Genomic DNA, 26,056 nt, shown 5'->3' on the forward strand with positions numbered 1-26,056 from the left:
TTACCCCTTGATTATCCAGACGGGCGCAGCATGCAGCGCCCCTACGTTTTGAGCCGGTGGGGTTGTCGGCAATGCTGCTGAATTTGTAGGATTCGGCCGTAGGGGCTCAGCATGCTGAGCCCGTTTAATAACATGCACGTTTTCTACTGCAAACTGCTCAACCATTCATTCAGCCGCTGTAGGATATAATCCGGCGCCAGCTTCTCCTGCTCCAAACGCGTTCCTGGGTAATTTCCCGCGATCAACGCCTCAAACAGCACTAGTTCATCCGCCGTCAGGTGCGTTGGCACTACGGTCATCGAAGAATCCTCATCAACCATCATCGCTGAATAACGCATCACGGTAGTATGATCCATCATCAGAGCCGTCAGTTGTGGCAATTTGCTGCGCGCATCGCTCAACACATGCAATCCCCACGAGTCGATATCGCCCCAGTAAGCGACCTGTTTATCGGCCAGCCAGGGAGCATCCAGCCAACTGACATTCTTCCCTCCGCCGGCTACCGCTATCGTATCTGCCAATAAGGGTAATCCCAATCCTGACTGCACATTCTCCACCACCAGAATATGTTTGGCCGGTAACGGTTGTTGTCGCAACTCATCCACCGTTAACTGCAACAACCCTAATCCCCCCAGCCTGGCCTGCGCGGCGGCGCATAGCGGGCGTACCGTTAACCAGCCTTTATGATTGCCTTTAACATCCAGCCAGTTAGCCAAACCACCTTGTGCTTCGATCGCTCCATCATGCAGGCAATCGAGCAGATCGCTAATCAAGCGAACATATTGCTCGACAAATTTGGTATCAACGCCTTGCAGCGGTAAAGCACGCAGATACTGGCCATTCCCCATGCCGGGTTTAAGCTGAGGAATTAACTGCTGTAACCGCTGAATATCTATTGGGGATAACGAGGCTAATAACTCCAGGTAATTCACCAATACCGGGTACAATTTGGCCTCTATCGCCAATAATGGCGCCATATTTCGTACCCAGCTATCGCTGCGGGCTTGCGCCTCTTTCCCCAGATAAGCCAACAAGCTGGTGATATCCTTAAGCACCAACGCCATCGGCACCCGCTGGCTCCCTAACGTTCGATAATTACGTTCTTCCCACTCAAGCCATTGCTGCTGCGGAAATTGCCGCCAGGCACCGACGTAGCGCTGAAAATGGGCCAGGTCAGCTAATATTGCCCGATTCGTCGGGGGTTTCAGCGAAACGCGTATGGGAAAAGGGCGTTCCCCTAAAAGACGGGCTTTCAAATTGCCCCGGTGAAGCCACTCACGCTTCGAGATCATGGCATAAGCCTGCTCAGGCAAACGCCCCCAATCATCCGCCATGTTGGCCAACCTCGGTCAATTCGATGCCCAGGTTTTGCGCACGGCGTTGGCGTGCCGTATCCAAGCGCCGATCGATTTCCGCCCAGGTGACTTCACACAGGCGGCTTTCATGGTTCTTGGCATCACGTTCGGCAATCAGTAAAGAGCGCGCAGATTCACGCGCCAGGTTGAGGTTCTTATAGGGCGTAATGATATTGACGTGAATGTGCAACTCACGGAAGACCTGCAATACCCGGCGGCTGACGGCCTCCGCCGTATTGGAAAAGGCCTCATCCAGAAACACCGTACAGTAAACCGGCCGATCCTGGCCTTCGGGCGTCAACACATAGGCCAGGCTGGCGGCGACAATAGTACCAGCGAAGGATTCTTTCTCTCCACCGGATTTACCGCCCGAAGATAGCAGGACGTCACGCACCTCATGATTGGCCATATCTCGCTCTTCGGCAAAGAATGACATTTGATAACGCGCATCCAGCAGACGCAGGCTTTCCTGCGTCCCAGAGGAAACCGGATTGCTGGCTTTCTCGAGGATCCCTACCACCAGCCTTAGCTGCTGATAGCGGGCCAGATGATCGTCACTGGTTGCCTGAGCGAAAACCTTATCCAACTGGCGATTAAAATCCTGCACATGAGGATACAGTTCGGTCTTGGTACCCAACTTCAAGTAGCTCCCGGCCCGGAACTCGGTGCGAGCCAGCACTTTATTGATCGTCGCAATTCGCTCCAGAATATCATCGCGTTCGGCATCAATGCGCTGACGAATACGCACCATTGACTGGGTGGCGTGCTTGTTTAGACGTGCTTTGAACTGCTCCACCAAGGCTGGCAGACCTTCACGCTCCAACTGTTCGAGGTGTTGTAAATACTCTGGCAGACTGTCGACACCGGCTCCCCAACTGCCTGCGATAATTTCCCACTTGGTACGGAAGGATGACATGCTGCCCACCGCTTCCCGCAGGGCAGTGTTCTTGCGATCGCTGGCTTTATCCTGAGCTGTCACCAACCGCTTGCGATGTGATTCAGCCAAAAACGCCAGTTGAGACAGCTCCGCGTCGTCCAAAGCCCCGACTCGTTGTTGCAGCAGAAGACGCACTTCGTCTTCCATCCCAGGCTCAGCCGCCTTGCTGGCTTTATCCTGCTCGCGCTGCGCGTTGGCTTTTTCATTATCCAACCCGCCTTGGCTGGCATTCTTGCGGTCTTTCTCTCCCCGCAAAGTGGCTAAACGCTGCTTGGCTTCCTCCCAACGTGCTTTACACTTCTGGAGATCGCTCCCCGAAGCTACCCACTCATTAAGCTGTTGCTCAATCCGGCCAACCTTGCCTTGCCACAACGGAGCATCGATATCTTCCCAACGATAGCGAGGCAATTTTTGCCACAACGCCTCCCGCTGGTTCACCTCATCCAGATCGATGCGCGCCGATTCCAGCGCCTTTTGCGTTTTGCTCAGCTCACTGCCTGATGACTTGATATCCTGCTCTAACAACGCAATACGCGTCTGGTTAGAAAACCCCAGTTGCCATGCCCGCCGATCGTCAACCTTATGCTGATCCTTTTTCTCAAAACGACCTTGGTCGCGATGAATCAACCCTTGCTGAGTCATGGAAAATGCGGTGGCATCCAGGGTTTCGACCGTATCAACACAGTGCAAATCAAAACGCGCCAGATGGTGTTGCAACCAACTGCGGTAAGGATGCTCGCGCCAGGTTAATTTATGCAGGTAGCCATCATGATGGAACGCTGGCTCGGCTGACGCTACGGCTTCCCGAACCACCTGCACTCGGACATGAAGCCCGGTATGACGCTGATTCAGCCAGCGGGTCACTAAATGAAAGCTCTTTTCCGGCACGGCTAACGTGGTGCGTATGCCGCCCAATGCCCGCTCGATAGCCCCTTGCCAATGTTGCTGATCCGGGTCAACATCCAACAGCTCCCCAATAAACAGACATTGTTCACGTGGCAACGCCAAGGCGGCCACCATTTCGTCACGCAAACGTTGGAAACGCAGATCGATATTCGAATCGGGCCGGGCGCGTATCCCTTCCAATTCCTGTTCAAGTTGGCGCAACTGCCCCTGCAAGTTTGCCAACTCGGCGCTCAGCGCGCCAAATCCATCTTGAGCTGCGCGCTTTTCATCGCTAATGGTTTGCAGCTTTTCTCGCGAAATCGCCTGATTATGCAGAAAGACACCTTCACGCAGGCTAGTCTCCAGCCCCAGCGCTTTAACCTCTTGCTGATACTCCGAGGCTTTAACTCCCACGCTTTCCAGTTGACGCTGAGCCTGCGCCAACTCTTGTTTGATGATTTCGATCCGGTCGCCACCGGCGTTAATATAATCCGTATGCGTTTTTTCAACCTGCTCTTGGGTTTCTTGCTCATCGCGATCCAACTGCCTGATTTCCAGCGCCAGCGCGTCCAGTTGGTTTTGTAACCCTTTGATCCGGCTATCCCACAGGCGAAAACCACATTCCCCCATGTAAACCGGTAAGGCATCAAGCTGGGCCGTCAGCCGTTTGATCTCCGCTTCACTGCTGCGCAAGCTACGATCTAAATCGGGGAATCTGATCAGGTGATCCCGCTGATTGCGAGCATCCAGCAAACGTTCATGGATCGCCACCAGATCGGCAAACTCATCCACCACTCGGCGGGCATCGTCTTTAACACCGCTAGCTTCCAACACCAGTTCACGGATCAATTCGGTTAAATCATCGATTTTCTTTAAACCCAGCGCCCGCGCCAGCAGTGCCGGAGCATTTTTATTCTCCATATGCAGGCAGCGTCGATAGGTTTCCTGATAATCGCTAAAATTATCGCCGCATGGCGTAATGGCGGGATCTTCTTTCAACCATTGGTTCAAGCCACGCACGTTACCCTCGCCAAAGCGATCTAACAGCTCTTTCAAGGCGACATCGCGCCGGGCCACCAGATAGATCCGGCTAATGTCCGCCAGCGCGTGGCTGTGTTTGGTGGTCCAGAATAGCGCTGCCAACACGATGCAAGAGCCATCGTCGGCACGGTATAACGCCCTTAATGCGGTAAGCACTGGCCCTTCACGCTTGCTTTTGACCCGCGTTTTGGCTCCGTCATGCTCCGAGCCGAAACTGCCGCGCATATAGGACACCAGCGAACGATCGGTGCGATCCCCCTGCGCCGCGGCAATATTAAACGAGGCTTTACCCGCGGGCAGCAGCAGCGCCATCAGGCCATCGATCAGCGTCGATTTACCTGACCCGTTATCCCCGGTCACCAGCGTGCCCAACGGATCGATGACGGCCGTATGCAGTTGATGAAATGAGCCCCAGTTATAGACGGATAACTCAGCCAGTCTGATTTGCCCACAATCAGCACCAGCCAGCATCAATTGTTCACTCTTCGCCATCATCTGCTTCCTCCTTGTTAGCCGGAGAGGTTCCCGCGTTCAGAGCCAGCCGCTCATACTCTTCGAGCATAGCCTCCAAAAATGCCGCATTGACCACATAACGAATGACCGGGGTAATTTCATAGCGCTCACTCTCACCACGGATCGCCGACAAAATATAGCGCTCGGCCATTTTATCTAACGCCGAATTCAGCTTTTTTCTATCCGCCTTGCTGTTATTGGTTAACGGCAGAAAGGGCGTCAGGTGGCTTTCGATACGCTCAATGTCAATGATCACACGCTGTTCGCCTGCGCGTTCCCGCTCCTGATAATGCTTGCGTAGTACCAACAGCAGTAAGGTGTCATACAAGGACAAGGTCCGGCGGTTAATCAGGGAAATGGTTTCCGTCTCTTCATCTTTCTCCAGATCTTGCTGCAGGACAAAAGCCACTCCGCCCGGTTCATCCAGCAATAAACGTAGATACATATTGGCCAGGTGATTACCGATGACGGCCTGATGGCGACATAAGGCTTCAAACAGCTTGGGCTTTTGCGCGGCCAGTACGACGCCAACACGCAGCAGGCTAACGAGAGTACGCCGGATCTCCGGGGCTAACACCTCGGTATCAACTTCCGTTATCTCTGGTTCAGCGGTAGCAAGCTCTGTTGCCACCAAATCCAGCTCCAAATCCAGCCGCTCTAGCGGCTGTTTTGCCACTTGTTCAGGTTCGGGAGTTCGTTCCCGTTGCTCCTTGCTAAGCTGGCTTAAACGCCGCATGCGATCCAGTAAATCGCCTGATGACACTTTCTCTTCGCTCACAGCGCCAGCTCCCCCAAGTTCGCGGGAAACATGGCCGCACTCAGCAGATAGCCGGGTATCACCGCATTCAGTTGCACACCTTGTTTATCCGTCACCATTATGGTTTCCTTTTCATCCAGCTCTGTCGCTTTCACCGCTTTGGCAACGCGCAACCAGGCAACCAACTCTTCCAGCCCCATCTCTAACGGCTGCTGCTGTGCCAATGCGGCAAGGGTCATAGGGCCACCACGTTGCAATAGTTCCAGCAGGCACTGCGCCACTTCGAGCATTCTTACCGTGTCCAGATAGTCCAGCATATCGTCGCTGGGAATGCTGCCGTTAGTTTGAACTTCTACGCCAGAGGTATCCAACTGCTCATCGGGAGACTTCAGCAGCAGCGCATCTGGCGAGTAAAAGCGAATATGCCCAGTGGGTAGACGTACCGAGGTGCTGATTTTCAAGCTGTTCTGGTCTTCCTTGAAGCGGATCGCCAACCGCTCCAGCCGCCCCAACAGACGATCCACCGCGCGCTGTTCAGACAATGTCCCGCTTTCGATATAAGCACGCAAGCTCTCTTCGGTCTTACGGCGGATCAGAAATACCCGTTCACTTTCACGGCTCAGTTCACGCATCAGTTGCCCAAGAAACTGCTTCTGCTGGGTCGTTAATGATTCTGCGACCGGGAGATTCAGGATCACCTGTAACTGCTCACGAAATTCCGTCGTACGGTTTTGATCGCACAATAATTGGAAAAACCCCTCGAAGGCACTGCCAGCATCGGTCTCAGTCAACAATTGTTCTTTTTCCAGCACCGCCAATAGCACTTCCCCTCGGCTTGCTCCCTGTTCGATCATCTGGATACGAATATCTTTATCCATGGTGCGGATTTCGTCTTCGACACGGCGAAAATCCCCCGTCAGCACCGAAGCCAACTGATAGATTTCCCGTAAGCGCTCTCGTTGCTGAGAAGGCGACAACTCAACGATCACTCCGGCCTTAACCGCGTCGATTTCACGTTGAATTTCACGCCTTTTCTGCTCAAGCACCGCCAAACGGCGATCGGGATTAGGGGAAATAGAAATGACAAAATCACGTACCGCATCTTGTACGATGCGTAAATGTGAGGCCGTGGTGGTGGCATTGTGCTGGTCTAAGGAGAGGCTAAAGCGTAAGGCTGTCTCACAGGCATCGGTTTTGGTCAGTTGTCCGTCCAACTCACGTAACCACCCTGCCTGGATCCATTGGTTCAGATAGCTGGTCGCTGGGCTTTCGGTGATCCAAATGCCCTGGAGGCGGCACTGTTCAAGGATGCTTTCCAACAGAATGCGGGCTCGCCCATAGGGCACTTCATTTTCTTCACTGAACAGATCGGCGACGAAAGCCAATATCAGCGGGGCGTTATCTGCGCGCAATAACTTCCAGGCAATATTTTCCTGATAGATACGCCGGAATCTGGCTTGGAACTCATAGAAACTAATGATAAACCTCTCTTTCCTTATAAGAAATCCTGAGGGATTACATTAGTTTATTTTACTTATGTTATTTCTTTGTTCAATATTTAATCCCGCACTTAGCGGGAAAAAGGCCGTATCCCGCCACCAAATTCCGGCTGAGCGCTGACGTACAGCAGCACACCGGCAAACAGCAGAATCAAACCTCCGGCTAACGCCAACGTACCCCAAGCAACCGCACTCCAGGCTGCCGGTGCGCGCTGACGGCTGAGGCGTATCGCCAACTTACGGCTGTAATGCACCAACAGCGCCAATCCGGAAATCGTGATCGAGGTACCCAGTGCCATGGCCAGTGCCGACAACACGCCCCAGGTAAAAACGCCGATCACCTTGGAAAACAGCAATACCAGGATCGCCCCGGAGCAAGGCCGTAGCCCCATTGCCAGCACAATAGCCGTTTTGGTGCGCCAATCATTGCCAGCTTGCAGTTCCTCATCGCTCGGCAAATGCCGGTGGCCACAACCACAATTCGCGCTATGCACATGATCGGCTGGCAAAGGCTGCAAGCTGTTGATGCGCAGCACAGGCCGAGGACGCATGGCTTTCACCGCCATAAACAAGCGCTTTAATGCCCGCCAACTGAGCAAGACGCCGAGCAGGATCACCAGAATAAAACTGCCCTTCTCCAGCCAGAAACTACTTTGATGCAACTGGCGGGAAGAGAGCTGCAGCACCACCAGCACTAGCGTGACCAGGGAAATCGCGACCAATCCCTGTACCACGGAGGCAGCAAACGTCAGCTTCAGGCTGCTTTTCAACCGTGCCGGGTGGGTAGCCAGATAGGTGGCGATCACCACTTTACCGTGGCCCGGACCCAGGGCATGCAATACGCCATAGCCTAGACTGAACAGCATCAGCGCCACTCCCGCTTGCTGGGGATCCGCTTTTACCTGTTGCAGCAACGCCGCCATTTCCTGATGTAGCCCTTTCTGCCACACCACGCTTTGCATCAACAACTGCGGCCAGTAATGCCAAACCCACTGAGCCACCGCCGCCAGCAGAATGAAGAACAGCAACAACGGCCACAGGCTGAAGGCCCAATGACGCTGAGGTTTGCTGGCCTGGCTGAGATTCACTGACATGTCAACGTCACCCGCTGGGCAAACTGTTGCCCTAACGCCATATCTTCGCCGGGCGAGTCATTCTTATCGAGAGACAGTGCGTAGGCTTGCAACGACTCATTCGGCTTTGGTGTCATCAGGCTGAATTTGCACTGCTTGGCCATTTCTGGCGGCAAGTGCAGCGCCTTTTGATCCTGATAGGTCATGTCCACAAAATAGGTGGGATCGTAGGTGGCAATCTCAAACGGCTTCCCCACCAGCGGCTGTGGCTCCGCCAGCGGCAACACAAACTCCAGCACGGCTTTATGGCCCTGCCGGGATAGATGGTATTCGGTTGGCAAGTTGAGGTATTTCACCGGTTTGCCTGCGCGGTAAATATCGGTGAAATAGTGCTGCCCGAGGACGTTAGCCATCACTTCCGCCGCCAGTTTTTTCCAGACTTCTGAATCGCTGTTGGCATTTTCTGCGTCATACAGCAGATCCGCCGAGGTGATCTCATCCATTACCCAAACCATTTTTAAACCGGTCAGCTTCTGATCCTTAGCCACAAAGGTGGTGTTCATATCGATAAAACTGTGTGGGTGGGCCAGTGCCCCCATGCTGATCATCATTACCAAGCAGGCCACCAGGGCGCGGAGTTTCATCATCCAAGCATACTTTTTATTGTTATAATATAACATCAACAAAACCTCAACCGGCGTGAACAAGCCGAATAACTGTGACGAAAGTAGTAAGCCGAAGTAAAAGCAGGGGCAACAGCCACGCCCCGCAGAGCCTTTTGCTATGCTTAAACATAATTTAAACACGACCTGCCAGAAGGTGATATGAGCCTGGAGACTTCTTCTGCGCCTGAGTTCTCCGGTCAACAACGGCGCTGTCATTTACTGCTGATGCTGTATGCGCCAGTGCCCTCGGTACAACTGGAGACAATCGGCCAAATCAACGGCGTAGACCTGCTCATTACCCGGCAAGATATAGCCGAGGTTGCTAGCGAGATCCAGCATTTCCATCATCTGGAAATCAGCGGCGACCCCGACGAAGGCTACCAGATCCAGGGCAGCGCGCTGGATCTTCGCTTGTGTCTGCTCCAATGGCTACGGCGAGCCTTGCGTTGCAGCCCTGAGTTTGTCGAACAACACTTTGGCCCTCAGTTTCAGCGGGCGATGCAGCTTCAGCACCAACAGCTTCCGGCGCTGGAATTGTGCATCAACCAATGTGAACAGCGCCTTAACCGCCGTTTTGAGCAGCGTGACCGACTGTTTTTGCAACACTATCTTTGTTATTGCGTCTGGGCTAGCCAGCATCAGCGCCATCCTCAATTTGATCGCCGCCAGCATGAGTGGCTGCAAAGCAAGCCAGAGCACCTGGCGGCAGCGGAACTGCATCAAGCGCTGAATCAGCTATTTGGCCAGCTCGGTGATAGTAGAGAATGCGACTTCCTGGCGTTGATGTTTACCCTGCTGAAAAGTCACAGCTACCAGAGCAGTGATTCGCCAGAGGACCAACGCTTGATGGCGGCCATCGGGCAGGTGGTGGAACGCTTCCAGCAGATCTCCGGCATGCATTTCAGCAGCCAGGAGGGATTAATCAGCCAGCTGTTTGCCCATTTGGCCCCTGCCGTGGAACGCTGCCGGTTTGCTATCGGCATCGACAATACGCTACTGGAAGAGGTGGTCCGTAAATATCCCCGTCTGATGCGCACCACGCAGGAGGCATTAGCACCGTTTGAACAAGAATATGAGATTCAATTTTCGCGGGAAGAAGCAGGGCTAGTGGCGATCAGCTTTGGTGCCTGGTTGATGCAGGGCAACGCGCTGCAGGAAAAGCAGATACTGTTGCTGACGCTGGATAACCCGCAGTTGGAAGAAGAAGTGGAATATCAGATCCGCGAACTGACGCTATTGCCGTTAAATATCAAATATCAGCCGTTGCACGATTATCTGCTCGCAGGCGCGCCGCAAGGGATTACGCTGGTGATCAGCCCCTATGCCACACCGAGCCAGGAGCAACCACCCACACTGATTATTACCGAATTGCCGCTGGAGCGTCAGCAGCGCAAGGCGATCCGTGCGCTGCTGGAAAGCCATTAGCGGCTGCTGCTAACCGCCACCGCCGGTGGGCGAATAAACAGCGCTGGCACCACCACCGCGACCATCACCCAGAACACTCCGCCCTGATAATGCTCGAACAGGAAGCCGGCCACCACGGTCATCACGGCAATGCCGCCGCCCATCGCCAGCGCCGAATAAACTGCCTGCAGACGGATGACTTCTGCCCCCTGACGCGCCGCAATAAAGCGCATTGCCGCCAGATGGCAGACCGTGAAGGTACCACAGTGCAGCACCTGCACCAGCAACAGCCAGCCGATTTCCGTCGTGCTTGCCATCAACCCCCAACGCAAAAGACCGCATACTGCGGAAAGTAACAGCAGATTACGCGCGTTCCAGCGGCGGAACAGGAAATTGCTGCTGGCAAAGATAACCACTTCGGCGACCACGCCCAAAGACCACAGGTAGCCGATAGTCGCCGCAGAATAACCCGCCTCTTCCCAATAGATAGAGGCAAAGCTGTAATAACCGGCATGTGCCCCTTGCAACAGCGTCACGCACAGCAGAAAACGCCAGACTGGCCCTTCGCTGAGCAGTTCACGCCAGGAGCGGCTAGGTTCATTCTGCGCCCGAGCCTCACCTTGTGGCAGCACGCTCGGTTTCAGCAACATGCCCACCAGCATCGCCAGGATGCTGACCAGCAGGCTGATCAAAATCGCATTATGGCCCCAAACGGACACCAGCTTGCCGGTTAACGCCGAGCCGATCACAAAGGCCAGCGATCCCCACAGCCGCACCCGGCCATAGTCCAGAGTGATCTGCCGTTGCCAGGTGGCAGCCAACGCATCGGTCAGGGGAACCAGCGGGGAGAAGAACAGGTTAAAACCGGCGATCACCAATATCAGCCAGGCCCAGCCATTACCGAAGCAGAAGCCGACGGCAAACGCCAGAGAGAGCAATGCCAACAGGCGCAACGCGGTGATTAAATAAGAGGGATCTTTAACACGTGGAGCAATCAGCAGGCTACCCAGGAAGCGCGCTACCAAGCCAGCGCCGAGCAAGATACCGATGGTTTCAGGCGGTATACCTTCACCTTTTAACCAAACGCTCCAAAACGGTAGATAGATGCCATAGGAAAAGAAGTACGTGAAATAACTGAGAGCGAGCCAACGCGTTGATTGCAGAACCATGTTCCCTCCAGGATGAGGGCAATACTTTGACAGAGCTCACACCTTGCAGCAATCTTCATTCATGCCCAAAGGGCTAGAGTGCAAAGTAGTTCACAGTTTAGCTGCAACAAAACCAAAAAAAACCCGCCGAGGCGGGTTTATCTGCAAACCAATCGAAGTACTTAGGCGTAAACCGGGAAGCGAGCGCAGATATCCAGCACTTTCTTCTTGGTACGTTCGATAGTGGCTTCGTCGTTCAGGTTGTCCAGCACGTCACAAATCCAGCCAGCCAGTTCACGCACTTCGGCTTCTTTAAAGCCACGGCGAGTCACCGCTGGGGTACCCAGACGGATGCCAGAAGTCACAAACGGGCTCTTAGGATCGTTTGGCACGCTGTTCTTGTTAACGGTGATGTTAGCGCGGCCCAACGCGGCATCGGCTTCTTTACCGGTCAGGTTCTTATCGACCAGATCCAGCAGGAACAGGTGGTTGTAGGTGCCGCCAGAAACCACTTTGTAACCGCGATCCAGGAACACTTTCACCATCGCTTTGGCGTTATCGGCCACTTGCTGCTGGTAAACCTTGAACTCAGGCTCCATCGCTTCTTTCAACGCTACCGCTTTACCCGCGATCACGTGCATCAGCGGGCCGCCCTGGCCGCCAGGGAAGACGGCAGAGTTCAGCTTCTTGTACAGATCTTCATCACCACCTTTGGCCAGGATCAGGCCGCCACGCGGCCCCGCCAGCGTTTTGTGGGTGGTGGTGGTCACGACGTGGGCATGAGGAACCGGGTTCGGGTAAACGCCAGCGGCAATCAGGCCAGCCACGTGTGCCATATCCACGAACAGGTAAGCACCGATGCTGTCAGCGATTTCACGCATTTTTGCCCAATCAACCACACCGGAGAAGGCCGAGAAGCCGCCGATGATCATTTTTGGTTTGTGGGTCTGCGCCTGTTTGGCCAGATCGTTATAGTCAATCTGCCCCGTTTCGTCGATGCCGTAAGGCACCACGTTATACAGCTTACCGGACAGGTTCACTGGTGAACCGTGCGTCAGGTGGCCGCCGTGTGCCAGATTCATCCCCAGGATGGTGTCGCCCGGCTGCAGCAGTGCGGTATAAACGGCAAAGTTAGCCTGGGAACCTGAGTGTGGCTGCACGTTGGCATAGTCGGCACCGAACAGCTCTTTGGCGCGATCGATCGCCAGTTGCTCAACGATATCAACGTATTCGCAACCGCCGTAGTAACGCTTGCCCGGATAGCCTTCTGCGTATTTGTTGGTCAGTTGGGAACCCTGGGCCTGCATCACACGCGGGCTGGTGTAGTTCTCAGACGCAATCAGCTCAATGTGCTCTTCCTGACGCACCACTTCCTGCTCCATTGCATGCCACAGTTCGGCATCATAATCAGCAATGTTCATTTCACGCTTTAACATCCGGCATCTCCTGACTGAAATCAGCTAGCTTTCCCCTATGGATTTCAAGCTGCAGCTAGGCGACAAGCTATCTCATCCCCAGGAGCTTACTTTTCGTAAGTGACTGGGGTGTGATAGTGCAGGTAACAACGCTGCAGCTTGAAAGACGACGGGGATAATTTTACCCATATGGGTTCTGGGCCACAGTGTAAACCGTTTCGGCCTATCGAAGATAGGTCTTGACAGAGGTTTTTACGCAAACGATTGGCATCAGGTGGCGTAAGGCTTTGAACCCTTAAAGGACGCATTTTGGCAACGGAGTTTTACTCATCAACAAAATGCGCTTTTTTCATGTTCTGTGAAGGCGATCGACGGTTAACACCCCCGCAACCACAACAAGGATATTTACAAGCGCGGGATAAATTTATAAGATGCATTTAAAATGCATCTATTAGATCATCATAAAAGCATCCCCAAGGAGCCTCACCATGCTGGATAGTCAAACCATCGCCACCGTTAAATCTACCATCCCCCTGTTAGCCGAAACCGGCCCCAAACTGACCGCCCACTTCTACGATCGCATGTTTGCTCATAACCCTGAATTGAAAGATATTTTCAATATGAGCAACCAGCGTAACGGCGATCAGCGCCAGGCGTTGTTCGATGCTATCTGCGCTTACGCCAGCAATCTGGAAAACCTGGCCGCCCTGCTGCCTGCGGTAGAACGCATTGCCCAGAAGCACGCCAGCTTCAATATCCAGCCCGATCAGTATCAGATTGTCGGCCACCACCTGTTAGCCACGTTGGACGAAATGTTAAGCCCTGGCCAGGAAGTGCTTGATGCCTGGGGAAAAGCCTACGGGGTGCTGGCCAACGTGTTTATTCAGCGTGAAGGCCAGATTTATCAGGAAACGGAAAAGAGTGACGGCGGCTGGCGTGATTTGCGAGCCTTCCGCATCGTGAAAAAACAGCCGCAGAGCGAGGTCATATCCAGCTTTGTACTGGCACCGGTAGACGGCGGCCGCGTGGCCGATTACCAGCCAGGTCAGTATCTGGCGGTTTATATTAACGATGGTAGCCTGCAACATCAGGAGATCCGCCAGTATTCACTCACCACCGCATCGAACGGGGAATATTACCGTATCGCGGTCAAACGTGAGGAACAGGGGGCCGTTTCCAACTTCCTGCATCAACAGGCCAAAGAAGGCGATATCATTCATCTCGCGGCACCACACGGCGATTTCTTCCTGCAGGTAGAACCTACTACGCCGGTGGCATTAATCTCGGCAGGTGTTGGCCAAACACCAATGCTGGGGATGCTTAACACCCTGCACGACAATCAGCATCCGGCCAACATCCACTGGCTGCATGCAGCAGAAAACGGCTCGGTGCATGCTTTTGCCGACGAAGTGGCGGAGATTGCCGGGCGCATGCCTAATCTGAGCCGTCATGTCTGGTACCGTGAACCTAATGCCGATGATGTGCAGGGCCGCGATTATCACAGCCAGGGCCTGATGGATCTGAGCGTATTGCGTGGCGAGTTGAGCGATCCGCAGATGCATTACTACTTCTGTGGCCCAGTGCCGTTTATGCAGTACGTGGGTAAGCAGTTGCTTGAGATGGGCGTGGAGGCCGAACGTATCCACTACGAATGCTTCGGCCCGCACAAGGTGCTGTAAGGCTTCAGGTAACGGGCGCAGCACGCTGCGCCCCTAGATCCTGTTATTTAGTCCGCTTCCACGCATCCCGTACCTGCTCCGCCGTCACCGGCGCAGCCTGGTTCCCCCAGCTCCCGCGCAGATAGCTCATCAGATCGGCAGCCTTCTGATCGTTGAGCACCCAGCCATAACCCGGCATAACGATCGCCGTGGCATGTTGGGTGACCGGCGTATGCGCGCCCTCCAGCACCACGCGCAAGGCGGTCAGCGGATTATCCGCCGTCACCGACAGATTGCCCGCCAGAGCAGGTATGACGTTGTCGCTCCCCTCCCCCTTATTGCCATGGCAAGTTGAACAGTACATCGCATAGATCTGCCCGCCTGAAGCCATGCTTGCGCTTGATGCCGCCGTAGTTGCTACAGGTTTCGGTGCCTCTATCTCCAGGCTGTGTACATACTGCGCGATAGCCTTTAAGTCGTCATCACTGAGGTATTGCGTGCTGTGCGCCACCACGTCGCTCATCGGCCCGGCCACGGCCGCATGTTGGCTACGGCCGCTTTTCAGCAGCGCAACCACATCATCCGGCTTCAACCCACGCAGGCTCGGTGCATACCAACCATCCAACTCTGCACCGCTCAGGAACTCAGGGGATTGGTTATCCAACCCTTTTTCCTGCATCGCCCAGCCGCGCGGAGTATGGCAACTGCCACAGTGGCCCAACCCCTGAACCAGATAGGCGCCGCGGTTCCACTGGGCGCTTTGCTTACTGTCTGGCTGATAGGTTTGGTCTTCATGGAACAGCGTATTCCATACCGCTAACGGCCAACGCATGGACAACGGCCAGCTGATATCGCTTTCCCGGTTGGCAGTGTCTTGCGCCGGGACTTCGTGCATCAGGTAGTCATACAGAGCGCGCATGTCCTGCTCGCTCATTTTGGCGTAGGAGGTATAAGGCATGGCGGGATACAGACGATGCCCATCTTTGGCCACGCCCTGCCGCATGGCACGGTCGAACTCTTCAAAGCTGTAGCTGCCAATACCTTGCTGCTTATCCGGCGTGATGTTGGTGGCATAGATATCCCCTACCGGCGTGGGGAACTTCATACCACCCGCCAGTTCCTTACCACCCGGAGCCGTATGGCAAGCCGTACAGTCCCCTGCCTTGGCCACGTATTCACCGGCGGACATGGCGTGAGCCGAGCCACCAGCCAGTAACAGCATCAGATACAACGGACGTAATGTCATACCCCCTCCTTGGCAGCCACTTTGCCGTAAGCCAGTTCATTCACTGCTCGCCAAGCCTGATCGATCGCCGAGTTGGCATAGGGGCTCCAGTCGGAATCGGAATTGGCAATGACGATCTTGCCGATCGGCTGCCGCGCGGTTTCGATGATCTTTTTAGCCTCATCTTCATCATCGAACATGCCGTTGAGGAAATAGGAGTAACCGTGCGACCAGCGGTTGACGGTGATCGCCTGAATATCCCGCTGATGATCAAATCCGGCATCACCTAACATGCCCTGCAACTGTTCACGGATCATCTGCTCGTGTACCTCAAACGGTGTTCCTAGCAACAGCGCTCTTCCTTTGCGCGACTGTTCACGCGGGCTAAGGCCGCTGCCGGGCAATGTTGGCACATACACCATATGCAGCCCGATAGGCTGATTTGGATCGCGTGGGTGCTGATATCCCCCCATGCTTACCGGGTAGTCCAGTTTCACCCGGCTATAAGGCGCAGTCGGGGCATAGACTTCGTGCACCCCCAGCTTGATAAACGGCTGCCAGTTGCGTATCACCACCTTACTGTACACCAACGGCGATTTGACGTTCTGCTTCAGGGCCTCTTGCTGCTCGTGAGGCATTTCCGGGATCAGATAAGGGATCATCATGTTGTAACCGGCCATCACCACCTGCCCGGCACGCACTTTGACCATCTTCTCGCCGTTGATATAGGCCAACTCGGCCTTATCACCCACGTTGGCCACGTGCAGCCCGGTGCTGTTCAAGCGTAGTTTTACCGGAGACTCGGGGCGATCCAACTGGCTGTAATCAAACTTTGCCAGGATGACGTCGTTCATATCTTTGCCACCCGGTGCCACCGCCGGGATCAAATGGCGCACCATCAGGCGAGCCAGCGTGGCATTGCCATCCGGGAAGTGGAACACATAGGGATCGTCGAGATCGGCCTGCGATTCCTCATCCAGCGGCGGCAGGTTCATGCCGCTCAGGCCCGGCAGATCACAGATTCGGGCATCGCTGCATGAGGTCGCATCAATGCCGACGGCCTGAAAATCGTTGGTGGTTTGCTGGAAATAGCGGATCGCCATTTCGCTCAGCCCCACTTTCTCGCGCAGGAACTGGCTATAGCTGTGCTTGTCCAACCAGGCCATCTTCTCTTCCTGGCTCAGGCCCGGCAGGTAGTCTTTTTCGACGGTGTGCAACGCAATCAAGGCCTGACGATCGGCCTGCGGCAACGGGAAGTCGTTGATAAAATCTTCATAAGAGCGACCATTGAGGCGGTCACGCGGAATATCATCCGCCACCACTCGGCCCGGATCGCCACTCACCACCTTATCAACGCCAAAGTTCTGGCGATCGAAATAGACGCCACGGCTAAGATTCAGATCCGGGTAGAAAGTAGTGTCGAAGGCCTTTTCCATACCGTCCAGGCTAACGCCCAGGTTTTTCAATAGCCCCATGGCGACCGGGCTGAAGTTGGAACGCGGCGATTGTAACGATTCGCTGCCCCCGTAGCCGAGGAGGGTGCCGTTCTCGCTGCTGAATTCGTTACGCTTGGCATGGCCGCCAAAGTCATCATGGTTATCAATCAGCAAGATACGTTGCTGTTTGCCCTTCATCTGCTGCCAGAAACAGGCCGCCGCCAAGCCACTGATGCCAGCGCCAACGATCACCAGATCGAATTCTTCCTCGATCGGCAGGCTGCCAAAATCAAAGGTTTTGCCATCACGCCCCAGTTGGTGGGCATGCTCGAATGAGCCTGGGTGATTGCCACGCAGGCCAGTTAACGCGGGTGGGTAATACAGGGTTTGATGGGCGGCTTGCGGCGATGCGCGCAGGATCTGCATCGGCGTTAGCCCTGCGGCGATGGTGATCGCCACCCCATTAAGAAAATCGCGACGGGTGATAGCCATAAAAGCGTCCTTTTATTCTTTATTATTATCAGGCCAGCCGAAGCCAGCCTGAGAGCCGCGTTATTGTGCGTATAAATCCTGCCAGATCAAGCAGATTAGTGTTTGAACATGACGTGGCGAATGGTGGTGTAATCCTCCAGTCCGTACATCGACATGTCTTTGCCATAACCAGACAGCTTCTGCCCGCCGTGCGGCATTTCGCTCACCAGCATAAAGTGGGTGTTCACCCAGGTGCAGCCATACTGCAAACGCGCGCTAAAGCGATGGGCACGCCCTACATCACGCGTCCACAAAGAGGAAGCCAAACCGTAATTGGAGGCGTTGGCCCAGGCCAGCACCTGCGCCTCGTCGTCGAATTCCGTCACCGTCACTACCGGGCCAAACACTTCACGCTGGACGATCTCATCTTCCTGGCGCGCACCTGCCAACAGCGTTGGTTGGAAGTAGAAGCCAGGGCCAGAGACTTTTTCGCCCCCGGTGACCACCTGGATATGAGGCAGTGCTTTGGCCCGCTCAACAAAGCCAATCACCCGCTCCAGATGCTGGGAAGTGATCAACGGCCCTAATTCGGTACTGCTGTCTTCCGGTGGCCCGATCTTCAAGCTGGCCACCGCTTCACCCAGCGCTTTCACCAGTTGTGGGTAAATGCCTTTTTGCGCATAGATCCGGCAGGCGGCGGTGCAATCCTGCCCGGCATTGTAAAAACCGAAGGTGCGGATGCCGTCAACAACCTGCTGAATATCGGCATCATCGAAGACGATCACCGGCGCTTTGCCCCCCAGCTCCATATGCGTACGTTTAATGCTTGGCGCGGTATGGGCAATGATATGTTCGCCAGTAGCAATAGAGCCGGTAAGAGACACCATCCGCACCTTGTCGTGGCCGGTCAGCACATCGCCCACGCTGGCACCCCGGCCAAACAGCACGTTGAGCACGCCCGGCGGGAACACGCCAGCGGCCAGTTCGGCCAGCTTGAAGGTGGTTAGCGGCGTCTGTTCAGAAGGTTTGATCACCACGCAGTTCCCCGCCGCCAACGCGGGTGCCAACTTCCAGGCGGCCATCATCAGCGGGTAGTTCCAGGGAGCAATCGAAGCCACCACGCCCAGCGGATCGCGGCGGATCATCGAGGTATGGCCGGCCAGATATTCACCGGCAGCCATGCCACTCAGGCAACGGCTGGCACCGGCGAAGAAGCGGAACACATCGGCTACCGCTGGCAGTTCGTCATTCAGCGCGCAGTGATAAGGCTTGCCACAGTTGAGGGACTCCAGTTTGGCGAAGGCTTCAGCATGCTGGTCAATCACGTCCGCCAGCGCCAGTAAGTGTTCGGCGCGCTCTTTCGGGGTGGTTTGCCCCCACTGTTCAAACGCCGCATCGGCGGCCTGCACGGCCTCTTCAACCTGCTGTGCGCTGGCCTCGGCCACGTGCACAATCACTTCTCCCGTCGCCGGGTTGTAGACCGGCAACTTTTCGCCCTGGCCGGTAACCAGTTGACCATTAATCAGCAGTTGGCTTTGCATAAGGTTATCCTTTGAAAATATTGGCATCAGCTATTTAGGGATTGAGGCATTACTTTCCGCTACCGGCGACGCTCTCTCCGCCTTTGGTCAGGTAGTACGCGCCCAGGATCGGGAACATCGTCAATACCATCACCGACAGCGCGACCACGTTGGTGATCGGCACATCACGTGGGCGGCCCAACTGGTTCAGCAACCACAGCGGCAGCGTACGTTCGTGCCCGGCGGTGAAGGTGGTCACGATGATTTCGTCGAATGACAGGGCAAACGCCAGCATGCCCCCCGCCAACAGTGCCGAGCCCAGATTCGGCAAGATCACGTAACGGAAGGTCTGCCAGCCATCAGCCCCCAAATCCATCGAGGCTTCGATCAGGCTGTGTGAGGTACGGCGAAAGCGAGCGATCACGTTGTTGAACACGATCACCACGCAGAAGGTGGCATGGCCGATGACGATCGTCATGATCCCCGGTTCGATATTCAGCGCCTTGAAGGCCGCCAGCAATGCCAGACCGGTGACAATCCCCGGCAAGGCAATAGGTAACAGCAGCAGCAAAGAAATGCTGTCCTTGCCGAAGAAATCCCGGCGATACAGCGCCGCGGCGGCCAGAGTGCCAAGCACCAGCGCAATCGCCGTGGCCAGGCAGGCGATCTGCACCGAAAGCAGTACCGCATCAATAATGTCCTGCCGCCCCGCCGCCACGCTGAACCAATGCAGGGTAAAACCCCGCGGTGGGAAGCTGAACGCCGCGTCTTCGGTGTTGAAGGCGTACATGGCGATAATCACTATCGGGAAGTGCAGGAAGATCAGGCCACCCCAGGCGGCCAGTTTCAGCCCTAACGGCGCGCGTTCAGAGTGCATCGAAGGCCCCCAGGCGTTTCACAATCGAGAGATAAATGGCGATCAGGACGATCGGCACCAGCGTAAAGGCGGCCGCCATCGGCATATTGCCGATCGCCCCCTGTTGGGCATACACCATGCTGCCGATAAAATAGCCCGGCGGCCCCACCAACTGTGGCACGATAAAGTCGCCCAGCGTCAGTGAAAAGGTGAAGATGGAACCGGCTGCGATACCCGGTACCGCCAGCGGCAGGATCACATAGCGGAACGTTTGGGACGGGCGCGCGCCCAGATCCGCAGAAGCGTGCAGCAAAGAAGGTGGCAAGCGCTCTAACGCCGCCTGGATCGGTAAGATCATGAACGGCAGCCAAATATAGACAAACACCAGGAAGCGCCCAAGACCGGAAGTGGATAGCGTATTCCCCCCAACGCCGGGAATGCTCAGAATGCTCGCCAATACCGGCTCCAGCCCCATATGTTGCAGGAACCACTGCGCCACGCCGTCCTTCGCTAGCAACAGCGTCCAGGCATAGGCTTTAACGATGTAGCTGGCCCACATCGGCATCATCACGGCGATATAAAAGAACGCCTTCACCTTGCCGCTGGTATATCGGGCCATGTAATAGGCGATCGGGAACGCCAATACCGCACTGGCCAGCGAAACTACTACCGCCATGGTCAGTGTACGGACGATGATGTCGTAATTGGCCGGGTTAAACAGCGCGCTAAGGTTGGCGAAGGTCAGATCCGGCGTCACCGTCATGGTGAAATCGTCGAAGGTGTAAAAACCCTGCCACAGCAGGGTCAGCAGCGAGCCAAGATACACAGCCCCAAACCACAGCAGCGGTGGCACCAGCAACAACAGCAGATACAGCGTTGGCTTGCGGTACAGGTAGGTTGAAATCGCGCGAATTTTACCGCCGGGCGCTGCCGGCTGCTCGATGCTCATGTCCATCTCACCTCTCCTCCAGCAGCGGTACCATTGCCTCTCTGGCCCAACAGGCGGTGACCGGCTGACCGATCAGACGCTGCTGTGCCACGGCCTGCCACTGTGGGTTAGCCTGGCTGACCAGCAGTTTCTCACCGCTGCTCAGGGCGATTTCATAGCGTGTCGCCGCTCCTTGGTAATGGATATCCTGCAAGGTACCCTGAACCTGAACTTCCCCCTGCGCTGCCCCGCGTTGATCCAACAGGCGGATATGCTCTGGGCGGATCGAGAAGGTGGCCGATTGCCCCAGCAACCGCTCCGCCAGTGCGCTGCGTACCACGTTGGACGTGCCGACAAACTCGGCAACAAACGGCGTTCTTGGCCGCATATACAGTTCGCGAGGCGCATCTACCTGCTCAATGCGGCCATTGTTAAATACCGCCACCCGATCGGACATCGACAGGGCTTCGCTTTGATCGTGCGTGACGAAGATAAAGGTGATGCCGAGTTGGCGTTGCAGCTTCTTCAACTCCCCCTGCATCTGCTCGCGCAGTTTCAGATCCAACGCCCCGAGCGGCTCGTCCAGCAGTAGGACGCGTGGACGATTAACCAATGCACGGGCCAGAGCTACGCGCTGACGCTGGCCACCGGAAAGGTGCGCCGGTTTACGCTCGGCGGCGAACCCCAACGCCACGCTTTCCAACGCCTGATTCGCCCGCGCCAGCCGCTCACGCTTGGCAACGCCTTTCACCATCAAGCCGTAGGCCACGTTCTCCAGCACCGACATGTGCGGGAACAGCGCATAGTCCTGGAACACGGTATTCACATCGCGCTGATAAGGCGGCAAGTTGCTCGCCTCTTGCCCATGAATGCGGATGGAGCCCGAACTCAGTTGCTCAAAACCGGCGATCAACCGCAGGCAGGTGGTTTTACCCGAGCCAGAAGGCCCAAGCATGGAGAAAAACTCGCCGTCCTGTATTTCAACAGAAACCCGATCTACGGCGCGAACATCGCCGAAAATGCGCGAGACATCGATAAACTGCACAGCAATGGTCATGATGTACGCTCCAAAATGTTGCCCCTCACCCCAACCCTCTCCCAAAGGGAGAGGGAGCTGTTAGTCCCTGCTCTTTTGGAAGTAAAAAGGTCATCTCAGCAAACTCGATCGGTCCCCCACAGGGGAGACGTCTGGCGCTCGCAGGTGAGAACAGTGATAGTTATCTACCGCCCATAATGGCGATGTAATCCTGGGTCCAACGGCTATAAGGGACGAACTTGCCGCCCTCAGCCTGTGGCGTTTTCCAGAAGGCAATCTTGTCGAACTGGTTGAAGCCGTTGGTTTCACACCCTTTGTCACCGAGCAGGGTGCTGGCTTTGCAACCTACTGGAACTGCTGGTAACGAACCAAACCAGGCCGCGACGTCACCCTGTACCTTCGGTTCCAGCGACCAGTTCATCCACTGGTAGGCGCAGCTTGGATGCTTAGCCTCGGCGTGCAACATGGTGGTATCCGCCCAGCCGGTAACCCCTTCTTTCGGGAATACGGTAGCGATAGGCTGACCTTCGCCTTTCAGGGCGTTGGCCTGGTATGGCCAGGCGCTGGAGGCCACCACGCCTTCGTTTTTGAAATCGCTCATCTGTACCGAGGTGTCATGCCAGTAACGGTGGATCAACGCGTGCTGGCTACGCAGCAGTTTCAGTGCCGCCTGATACTGCTCTTCGTTCAGTTGGTAAGGGTCAGTGATGCCAAGCTGGGGTTGAGTGGCTTTCAGGAACAGTGCCGCATCGGCGATGTAGATTGGGCCGTCGTAAGCCTGCACCCGACCCTGATTGGTCTTGCCATCCGGCAGGCTTTGTTGTTGGAACACCACGGCCCAGCTGTCTGGCGGCGTCGGGAAGGTTTTGGTGTTATACATCAGCAGGTTTGGCCCCCACTGATACGGCGTACCGTAGGTTTTGCCCGCCACGTTGTACCAAGGGCCGTTCAACAGGCGTGGGTCGATATTCTTCCAGTTAGGGATCAGCGCGGTATTGATTGGCTGCACGCGTTTGCCGAAGATCAGGCGCAACGAGGCATCGCCGGAAGCGGTCACCAGATCGTAACCGCCTTTCGCCATCAGGCTGACCATTTCATCCGAGGTCGCAGCGGTTTTCACATTCACCGCACAGCCGGTCTGTTTCTCAAACTGGGTCACCCAGTCGTAATTCTTGTCGGACTGACCACGTTCGATGTAACCGGGCCAGGCGATGATGTCCAACCGCCCTTCCCCTTTGCCCAACTGCTGCGGCGCATCGGCGGCCTGAGCCATACCGCAAAGGATCGTCATACAGAGCGCGGTGACTGTGGTGATTGCGTGTGTTTTTCCCATCGTAATTACCTCGGTGTTGCGTATGTTTAAAGTGCGGCAAGGAACGGTTGCCGCCGATTTTTTATCGGCCGAGTGGCTAGAAGGAAGCCTTGAACTTCGCCATCACGTGCCGGACAACGCTGTAATCCTGTAATGAATCGCTGGAGAGATCTTTGCCGTAGCCGGAGCGCTTTAAACCACCGTGGGGCATTTCGCTCGCCAGCGTAAAGTGGGTATTGATCCAGGTGCTGCCATATTGCAGATGCGCCGCGATGTGCAGCGCGCGGTCGATATTCTGTGTCCACACCGAGGAGGCCAGGCCGTATTCGGAGTCATTGGCCCAGGTCACCGCCTGCTCCAGGGTGTCGAAACGCGTCACGCTGACCACCGGGCCAAACACTTCACGCTGGACGATTTCATCGGTTTGCAGGCAACCAGCCAATAGCGTGGGCTGGTAGTAAAAACCGGGGCCGGAGTGCGCCGCCGCGCCAGTGATCAATTCGATATGTGGTTGGCTGAGAGCCCGTTCGACAAAGCTGGCCACCCGGTCACGCTGGCGGCTGCTGATCAGCGGGCCGATTTCATTATCTTCGTCGCGCTTGCGGGCAAAACGCAGGCTGGCGACAGCTTCCCCCAAGGCTTCCACCAGCTTCGGATAGATGCCGGCCTGGGCGTAAATGCGGCAGGCCGCGGTGCAATCCTGCCCGGCATTGTAGTAACCGAAGGTGCGGATACTGCTGACGACCTCATCCAGATCGGCATCGTCACAGACGATCACCGGGGCTTTTCCGCCCAGTTCCAGATGGGTGCGCTTAACGCTTTTGACCGCCGCCTGCAAGATTTTTTGCCCGGTAACGATATCGCCGGTAACCGAAACCAAGCGAACCTGCGGATGACCAACCAGATGGCTGCCTACGCCTTCGCCACCGCCGTAGACAATGTTCAACACGCCTGGCGGCAGGATTTCCTGCAACGCAGGCACCAAGGCCAGAATGGTCAATGGGGTATGTTCGGAGGGTTTGAATACTACGGTGTTGCCCGCAGCCAGCGCCGGAGCAATCTTCCAGGCCGCCATCATCAACGGATAGTTCCATGGCGCGATGGAGGCTACCACGCCGATCGGGTCACGCCGGATCATTGAGGTGTGGCCCTCAACATATTCACCAGCCAACTGGCCTTGCTGGGTGCGCACGGCCCCGGCGAAGAAGCGGAATACGTCAATGGCAGCGGGGAGATCGTCGTTCAGTGCCTGATGGAAAGGTTTACCGCAGTTCAGCGCTTCAAGGCGCGCCAGATGTTCTGCCTGCCGTTCGATGGCATCGGCAATACGCAGCAGGATTGTTGCTCGGAAAGCGGGAGTGGTACGTGACCAGTGGGAAAATGCCTGCTGCGCGGCGGCAACTGCTTGCCCCACCTGGGTTGGCGTTGCCTCGGCAATGGAAACCAGGGTTTCACCGTTGGCAGGATTAACAATGGTCTCCTGATGGCCTTCACCCTCGACCGACTCGCCGTTAATGAATTGCCGACAGGACAAACCTGAAACCAACTGTAGCTCTGCCATTGCGCCGCCTCATGTGACAAAAACGTTAACTAAATGTGATAAGTTAGTTTTAATCAGACTAAGCGAGCGCACTGCGGACAACAAATTCTAAATACTGAAGGCAGCGTTCGATTAAATCGAAGGCTTGAGGCCGGTCATGTTGGTTTTGCTGTTCTCACGTGCAATGGTGAGGAATGGCGTCACCAATTCAGGCCGTGCGCTGCCACGCCGCCAGGCCAGGCCGATATCCAGCGGTTCCAGCAAATCCACCAGTTTGCGCGCTTCAATCATATTGCCCTCCAATGACCAGGCGCGGTAAGCCATATCCGGCAGGATGGCAATGCCCATGCCCGCTGCCACCAGGCTGCGCACCGCTTCGGTGGAGGCGGTTTTCATGGCGATCTCCGGCTTCAGGCCCGCTCGCCCCCAGATGCGCCGGGCATGAACGTCCATTTCATCAACGTTGAGTTGGATCAGCGGCTGTTTGGCCACGTCTGCCAAACCGATGCTTTCGTGCTCCAGCAGCGGGTGCAGCGGCGGCAGCCACAGGCGATACGGGGAGTGCATCAGCACTTCGGTCTGTAAGGCATCGCGGTCTTCAATGTTCGACAGGATCAGCACCCCGATATCAATTTCACCGCTCACCAGCAAATGCTCGATATAGGGCCGTTCGTCCTCAACCACCTGGATGGTTACATTGGGATAGGCAGACTTGAAGCGCTTGAGCAGCTCCACCAGGAAATACCCCGCCACCAGGCTGGTGACGCCGATGGTCAATTTGCCACTCAGGCTTTCGGTGCCCAGTTGCAGGCTGCGCTTGGCATTATCCACCGTTGCCAGGATCAGGTACGACTGGCGCAGGAACTGGTGCCCCTGGTGGGTCAGGTTCATTCCCTTGGCGTGGCGCTCGAACAACCGGACGCCAATGTCGGTTTCCAACTGCTGGATCGCCAGCGTGAGCGAAGACTGTGACACAAACACCGCCTGCGCCGCCGCCGAGATCGACCCGGTTTCGGCCACGGCAATAAAATGGCGGATTTGGCGTAACGTCATCATGGTAGCAACCTCAAACAAAACAGTTGGTTTGAGTGTAGATGCTCACCGGCAAGCCATCAGGAAATGTGTGAAAAACGCGATATCGTTCGCTTTTTTAGAACGCAAAGAGGGAGGGAGTGCACAAAAACCGCCAGACGTAACCAAATGGGCGCAGCATGCAGCGCCCCTACGCTTTGAGCCTGGGCATGACAATGTTGCCGAATGGGGGGAGTCGCAAGATGCACAAAAACCACCAGACGCAACCAAACGGACGTAGCATGGTGAGCCTGGGGATGGGAATGTTGTTGGATAGGAGTCGCAAGTGTTTGACCGTAGGGGCGCCGCAT

Annotated in this window: 19 protein-coding genes; 2 read left to right on the top strand and 17 right to left on the bottom strand. The window is 55.7% G+C overall.

What is annotated here, in order from left to right:
* Positions 1 to 143: 143 nt before the first annotated feature.
* The 6 genes from ACMV5I_RS10350 to ACMV5I_RS10375 all read right to left on the bottom strand — a co-directional run bounded on the left by ACMV5I_RS10350 (position 144) and on the right by ACMV5I_RS10375 (position 8,740).
* Entirely contained in the window at positions 144 to 1,334 is a 1,191-nt protein-coding gene (locus tag ACMV5I_RS10350) for a DUF3322 domain-containing protein (RefSeq protein WP_414824265.1), read from the bottom strand.
* Complete coding sequence (locus ACMV5I_RS10355; protein ID WP_414824266.1) at positions 1,324 to 4,713, bottom strand: ATP-binding protein; 3,390 nt, start codon at positions 4,711 to 4,713, stop codon at positions 1,324 to 1,326. The genes ACMV5I_RS10350 and ACMV5I_RS10355 overlap by 11 nt, the downstream gene beginning before the upstream one ends.
* Positions 4,697 to 5,509 (bottom strand): DUF4194 domain-containing protein, encoded by an 813-nt coding sequence (locus ACMV5I_RS10360; RefSeq protein WP_414824267.1) that lies wholly within the window; start codon positions 5,507 to 5,509, stop codon positions 4,697 to 4,699. Before ACMV5I_RS10360 ends, ACMV5I_RS10355 begins: the two co-directional genes overlap by 17 nt.
* Positions 5,506 to 6,987 (bottom strand): DUF3375 domain-containing protein, encoded by a 1,482-nt coding sequence (locus tag ACMV5I_RS10365; protein ID WP_367651498.1) that lies wholly within the window; start codon positions 6,985 to 6,987, stop codon positions 5,506 to 5,508. The genes ACMV5I_RS10360 and ACMV5I_RS10365 overlap by 4 nt, the downstream gene beginning before the upstream one ends.
* 71 nt (positions 6,988 to 7,058) lie before the next feature.
* Entirely contained in the window at positions 7,059 to 8,081 is a 1,023-nt protein-coding gene (locus ACMV5I_RS10370; RefSeq protein WP_414824268.1) for a nickel/cobalt transporter, read from the bottom strand.
* Positions 8,072 to 8,740 (bottom strand): DUF1007 family protein, encoded by a 669-nt coding sequence (locus tag ACMV5I_RS10375; protein ID WP_024484252.1) that lies wholly within the window; start codon positions 8,738 to 8,740, stop codon positions 8,072 to 8,074. The genes ACMV5I_RS10370 and ACMV5I_RS10375 overlap by 10 nt, the downstream gene beginning before the upstream one ends.
* Positions 8,741 to 8,884: 144 nt before the next feature.
* Between ACMV5I_RS10375 and csiE the strand changes: the two genes are divergently transcribed.
* The gene (gene csiE, locus ACMV5I_RS10380) at positions 8,885 to 10,150 is read left to right on the top strand and encodes a stationary phase inducible protein CsiE (RefSeq protein WP_024484253.1); all 1,266 of its coding nucleotides are present in this window, start codon (positions 8,885 to 8,887) and stop codon (positions 10,148 to 10,150) included.
* Here csiE and ACMV5I_RS10385 read toward each other — a convergent pair.
* Positions 10,147 to 11,298 (bottom strand): 3-phenylpropionate MFS transporter, encoded by a 1,152-nt coding sequence (locus tag ACMV5I_RS10385; RefSeq protein ID WP_414824269.1) that lies wholly within the window; start codon positions 11,296 to 11,298, stop codon positions 10,147 to 10,149. The genes csiE and ACMV5I_RS10385 overlap by 4 nt on opposite strands.
* 161 nt (positions 11,299 to 11,459) lie before the next feature.
* Entirely contained in the window at positions 11,460 to 12,713 is a 1,254-nt protein-coding gene (glyA, locus tag ACMV5I_RS10390; RefSeq protein ID WP_202671256.1) for a serine hydroxymethyltransferase, read from the bottom strand.
* 467 nt (positions 12,714 to 13,180) lie between these two features.
* Here glyA and hmpA point away from each other — a divergent pair, with 467 nt between their 5' ends.
* A complete protein-coding gene (gene hmpA, locus ACMV5I_RS10395; protein WP_414824270.1) occupies positions 13,181 to 14,371 on the top strand; it encodes an NO-inducible flavohemoprotein in 1,191 nt (396 codons plus the stop codon).
* Between the two features lie 43 nt (positions 14,372 to 14,414).
* Here hmpA and ACMV5I_RS10400 read toward each other — a convergent pair whose 3' ends face one another.
* From ACMV5I_RS10400 to ACMV5I_RS10440, 9 genes are all read right to left on the bottom strand, one after another.
* On the bottom strand, positions 14,415 to 15,596 hold the full coding sequence (locus tag ACMV5I_RS10400; RefSeq protein ID WP_414824271.1) for a c-type cytochrome: 1,182 nt from the start codon (positions 15,594 to 15,596) through the stop codon (positions 14,415 to 14,417).
* Positions 15,593 to 17,503 carry an NAD(P)-binding protein gene (locus ACMV5I_RS10405; RefSeq protein ID WP_414824272.1) on the bottom strand — a complete coding sequence of 637 codons (1,911 nt, stop codon included), beginning with the start codon at positions 17,501 to 17,503 and terminating at the stop codon, positions 15,593 to 15,595. The genes ACMV5I_RS10400 and ACMV5I_RS10405 overlap by 4 nt, the downstream gene beginning before the upstream one ends.
* Positions 17,504 to 17,598: 95 nt before the next feature.
* Complete coding sequence (gene patD, locus ACMV5I_RS10410; protein ID WP_414824273.1) at positions 17,599 to 19,023, bottom strand: aminobutyraldehyde dehydrogenase; 1,425 nt, start codon at positions 19,021 to 19,023, stop codon at positions 17,599 to 17,601.
* 49 nt (positions 19,024 to 19,072) lie between these two features.
* The gene (locus ACMV5I_RS10415; protein ID WP_021178881.1) at positions 19,073 to 19,879 is read right to left on the bottom strand and encodes an ABC transporter permease; all 807 of its coding nucleotides are present in this window, start codon (positions 19,877 to 19,879) and stop codon (positions 19,073 to 19,075) included.
* On the bottom strand, positions 19,869 to 20,813 hold the full coding sequence (locus tag ACMV5I_RS10420; RefSeq protein ID WP_021807702.1) for an ABC transporter permease: 945 nt from the start codon (positions 20,811 to 20,813) through the stop codon (positions 19,869 to 19,871). The genes ACMV5I_RS10415 and ACMV5I_RS10420 overlap by 11 nt, the downstream gene beginning before the upstream one ends.
* A 1-nt stretch (position 20,814) precedes the next feature.
* Entirely contained in the window at positions 20,815 to 21,843 is a 1,029-nt protein-coding gene (locus ACMV5I_RS10425; protein WP_414824274.1) for an ABC transporter ATP-binding protein, read from the bottom strand.
* A 160-nt stretch (positions 21,844 to 22,003) separates the two neighbouring features.
* Positions 22,004 to 23,155 carry a putative ABC transporter substrate-binding protein YdcS gene (gene ydcS, locus ACMV5I_RS10430; protein WP_414824275.1) on the bottom strand — a complete coding sequence of 384 codons (1,152 nt, stop codon included), beginning with the start codon at positions 23,153 to 23,155 and terminating at the stop codon, positions 22,004 to 22,006.
* Between the two features lie 76 nt (positions 23,156 to 23,231).
* Positions 23,232 to 24,695 carry a gamma-aminobutyraldehyde dehydrogenase gene (locus ACMV5I_RS10435; protein WP_414824276.1) on the bottom strand — a complete coding sequence of 488 codons (1,464 nt, stop codon included), beginning with the start codon at positions 24,693 to 24,695 and terminating at the stop codon, positions 23,232 to 23,234.
* Positions 24,696 to 24,806: 111 nt separating this feature from the next.
* On the bottom strand, positions 24,807 to 25,730 hold the full coding sequence (locus tag ACMV5I_RS10440; RefSeq protein ID WP_121607579.1) for a LysR substrate-binding domain-containing protein: 924 nt from the start codon (positions 25,728 to 25,730) through the stop codon (positions 24,807 to 24,809).
* Positions 25,731 to 26,056 lie beyond the last annotated feature (326 nt).

It is taken from the genome of Serratia sp. T13T92, from assembly GCF_047530105.1.
Classification (GTDB): domain Bacteria; phylum Pseudomonadota; class Gammaproteobacteria; order Enterobacterales; family Enterobacteriaceae; genus Chania; species Chania fonticola.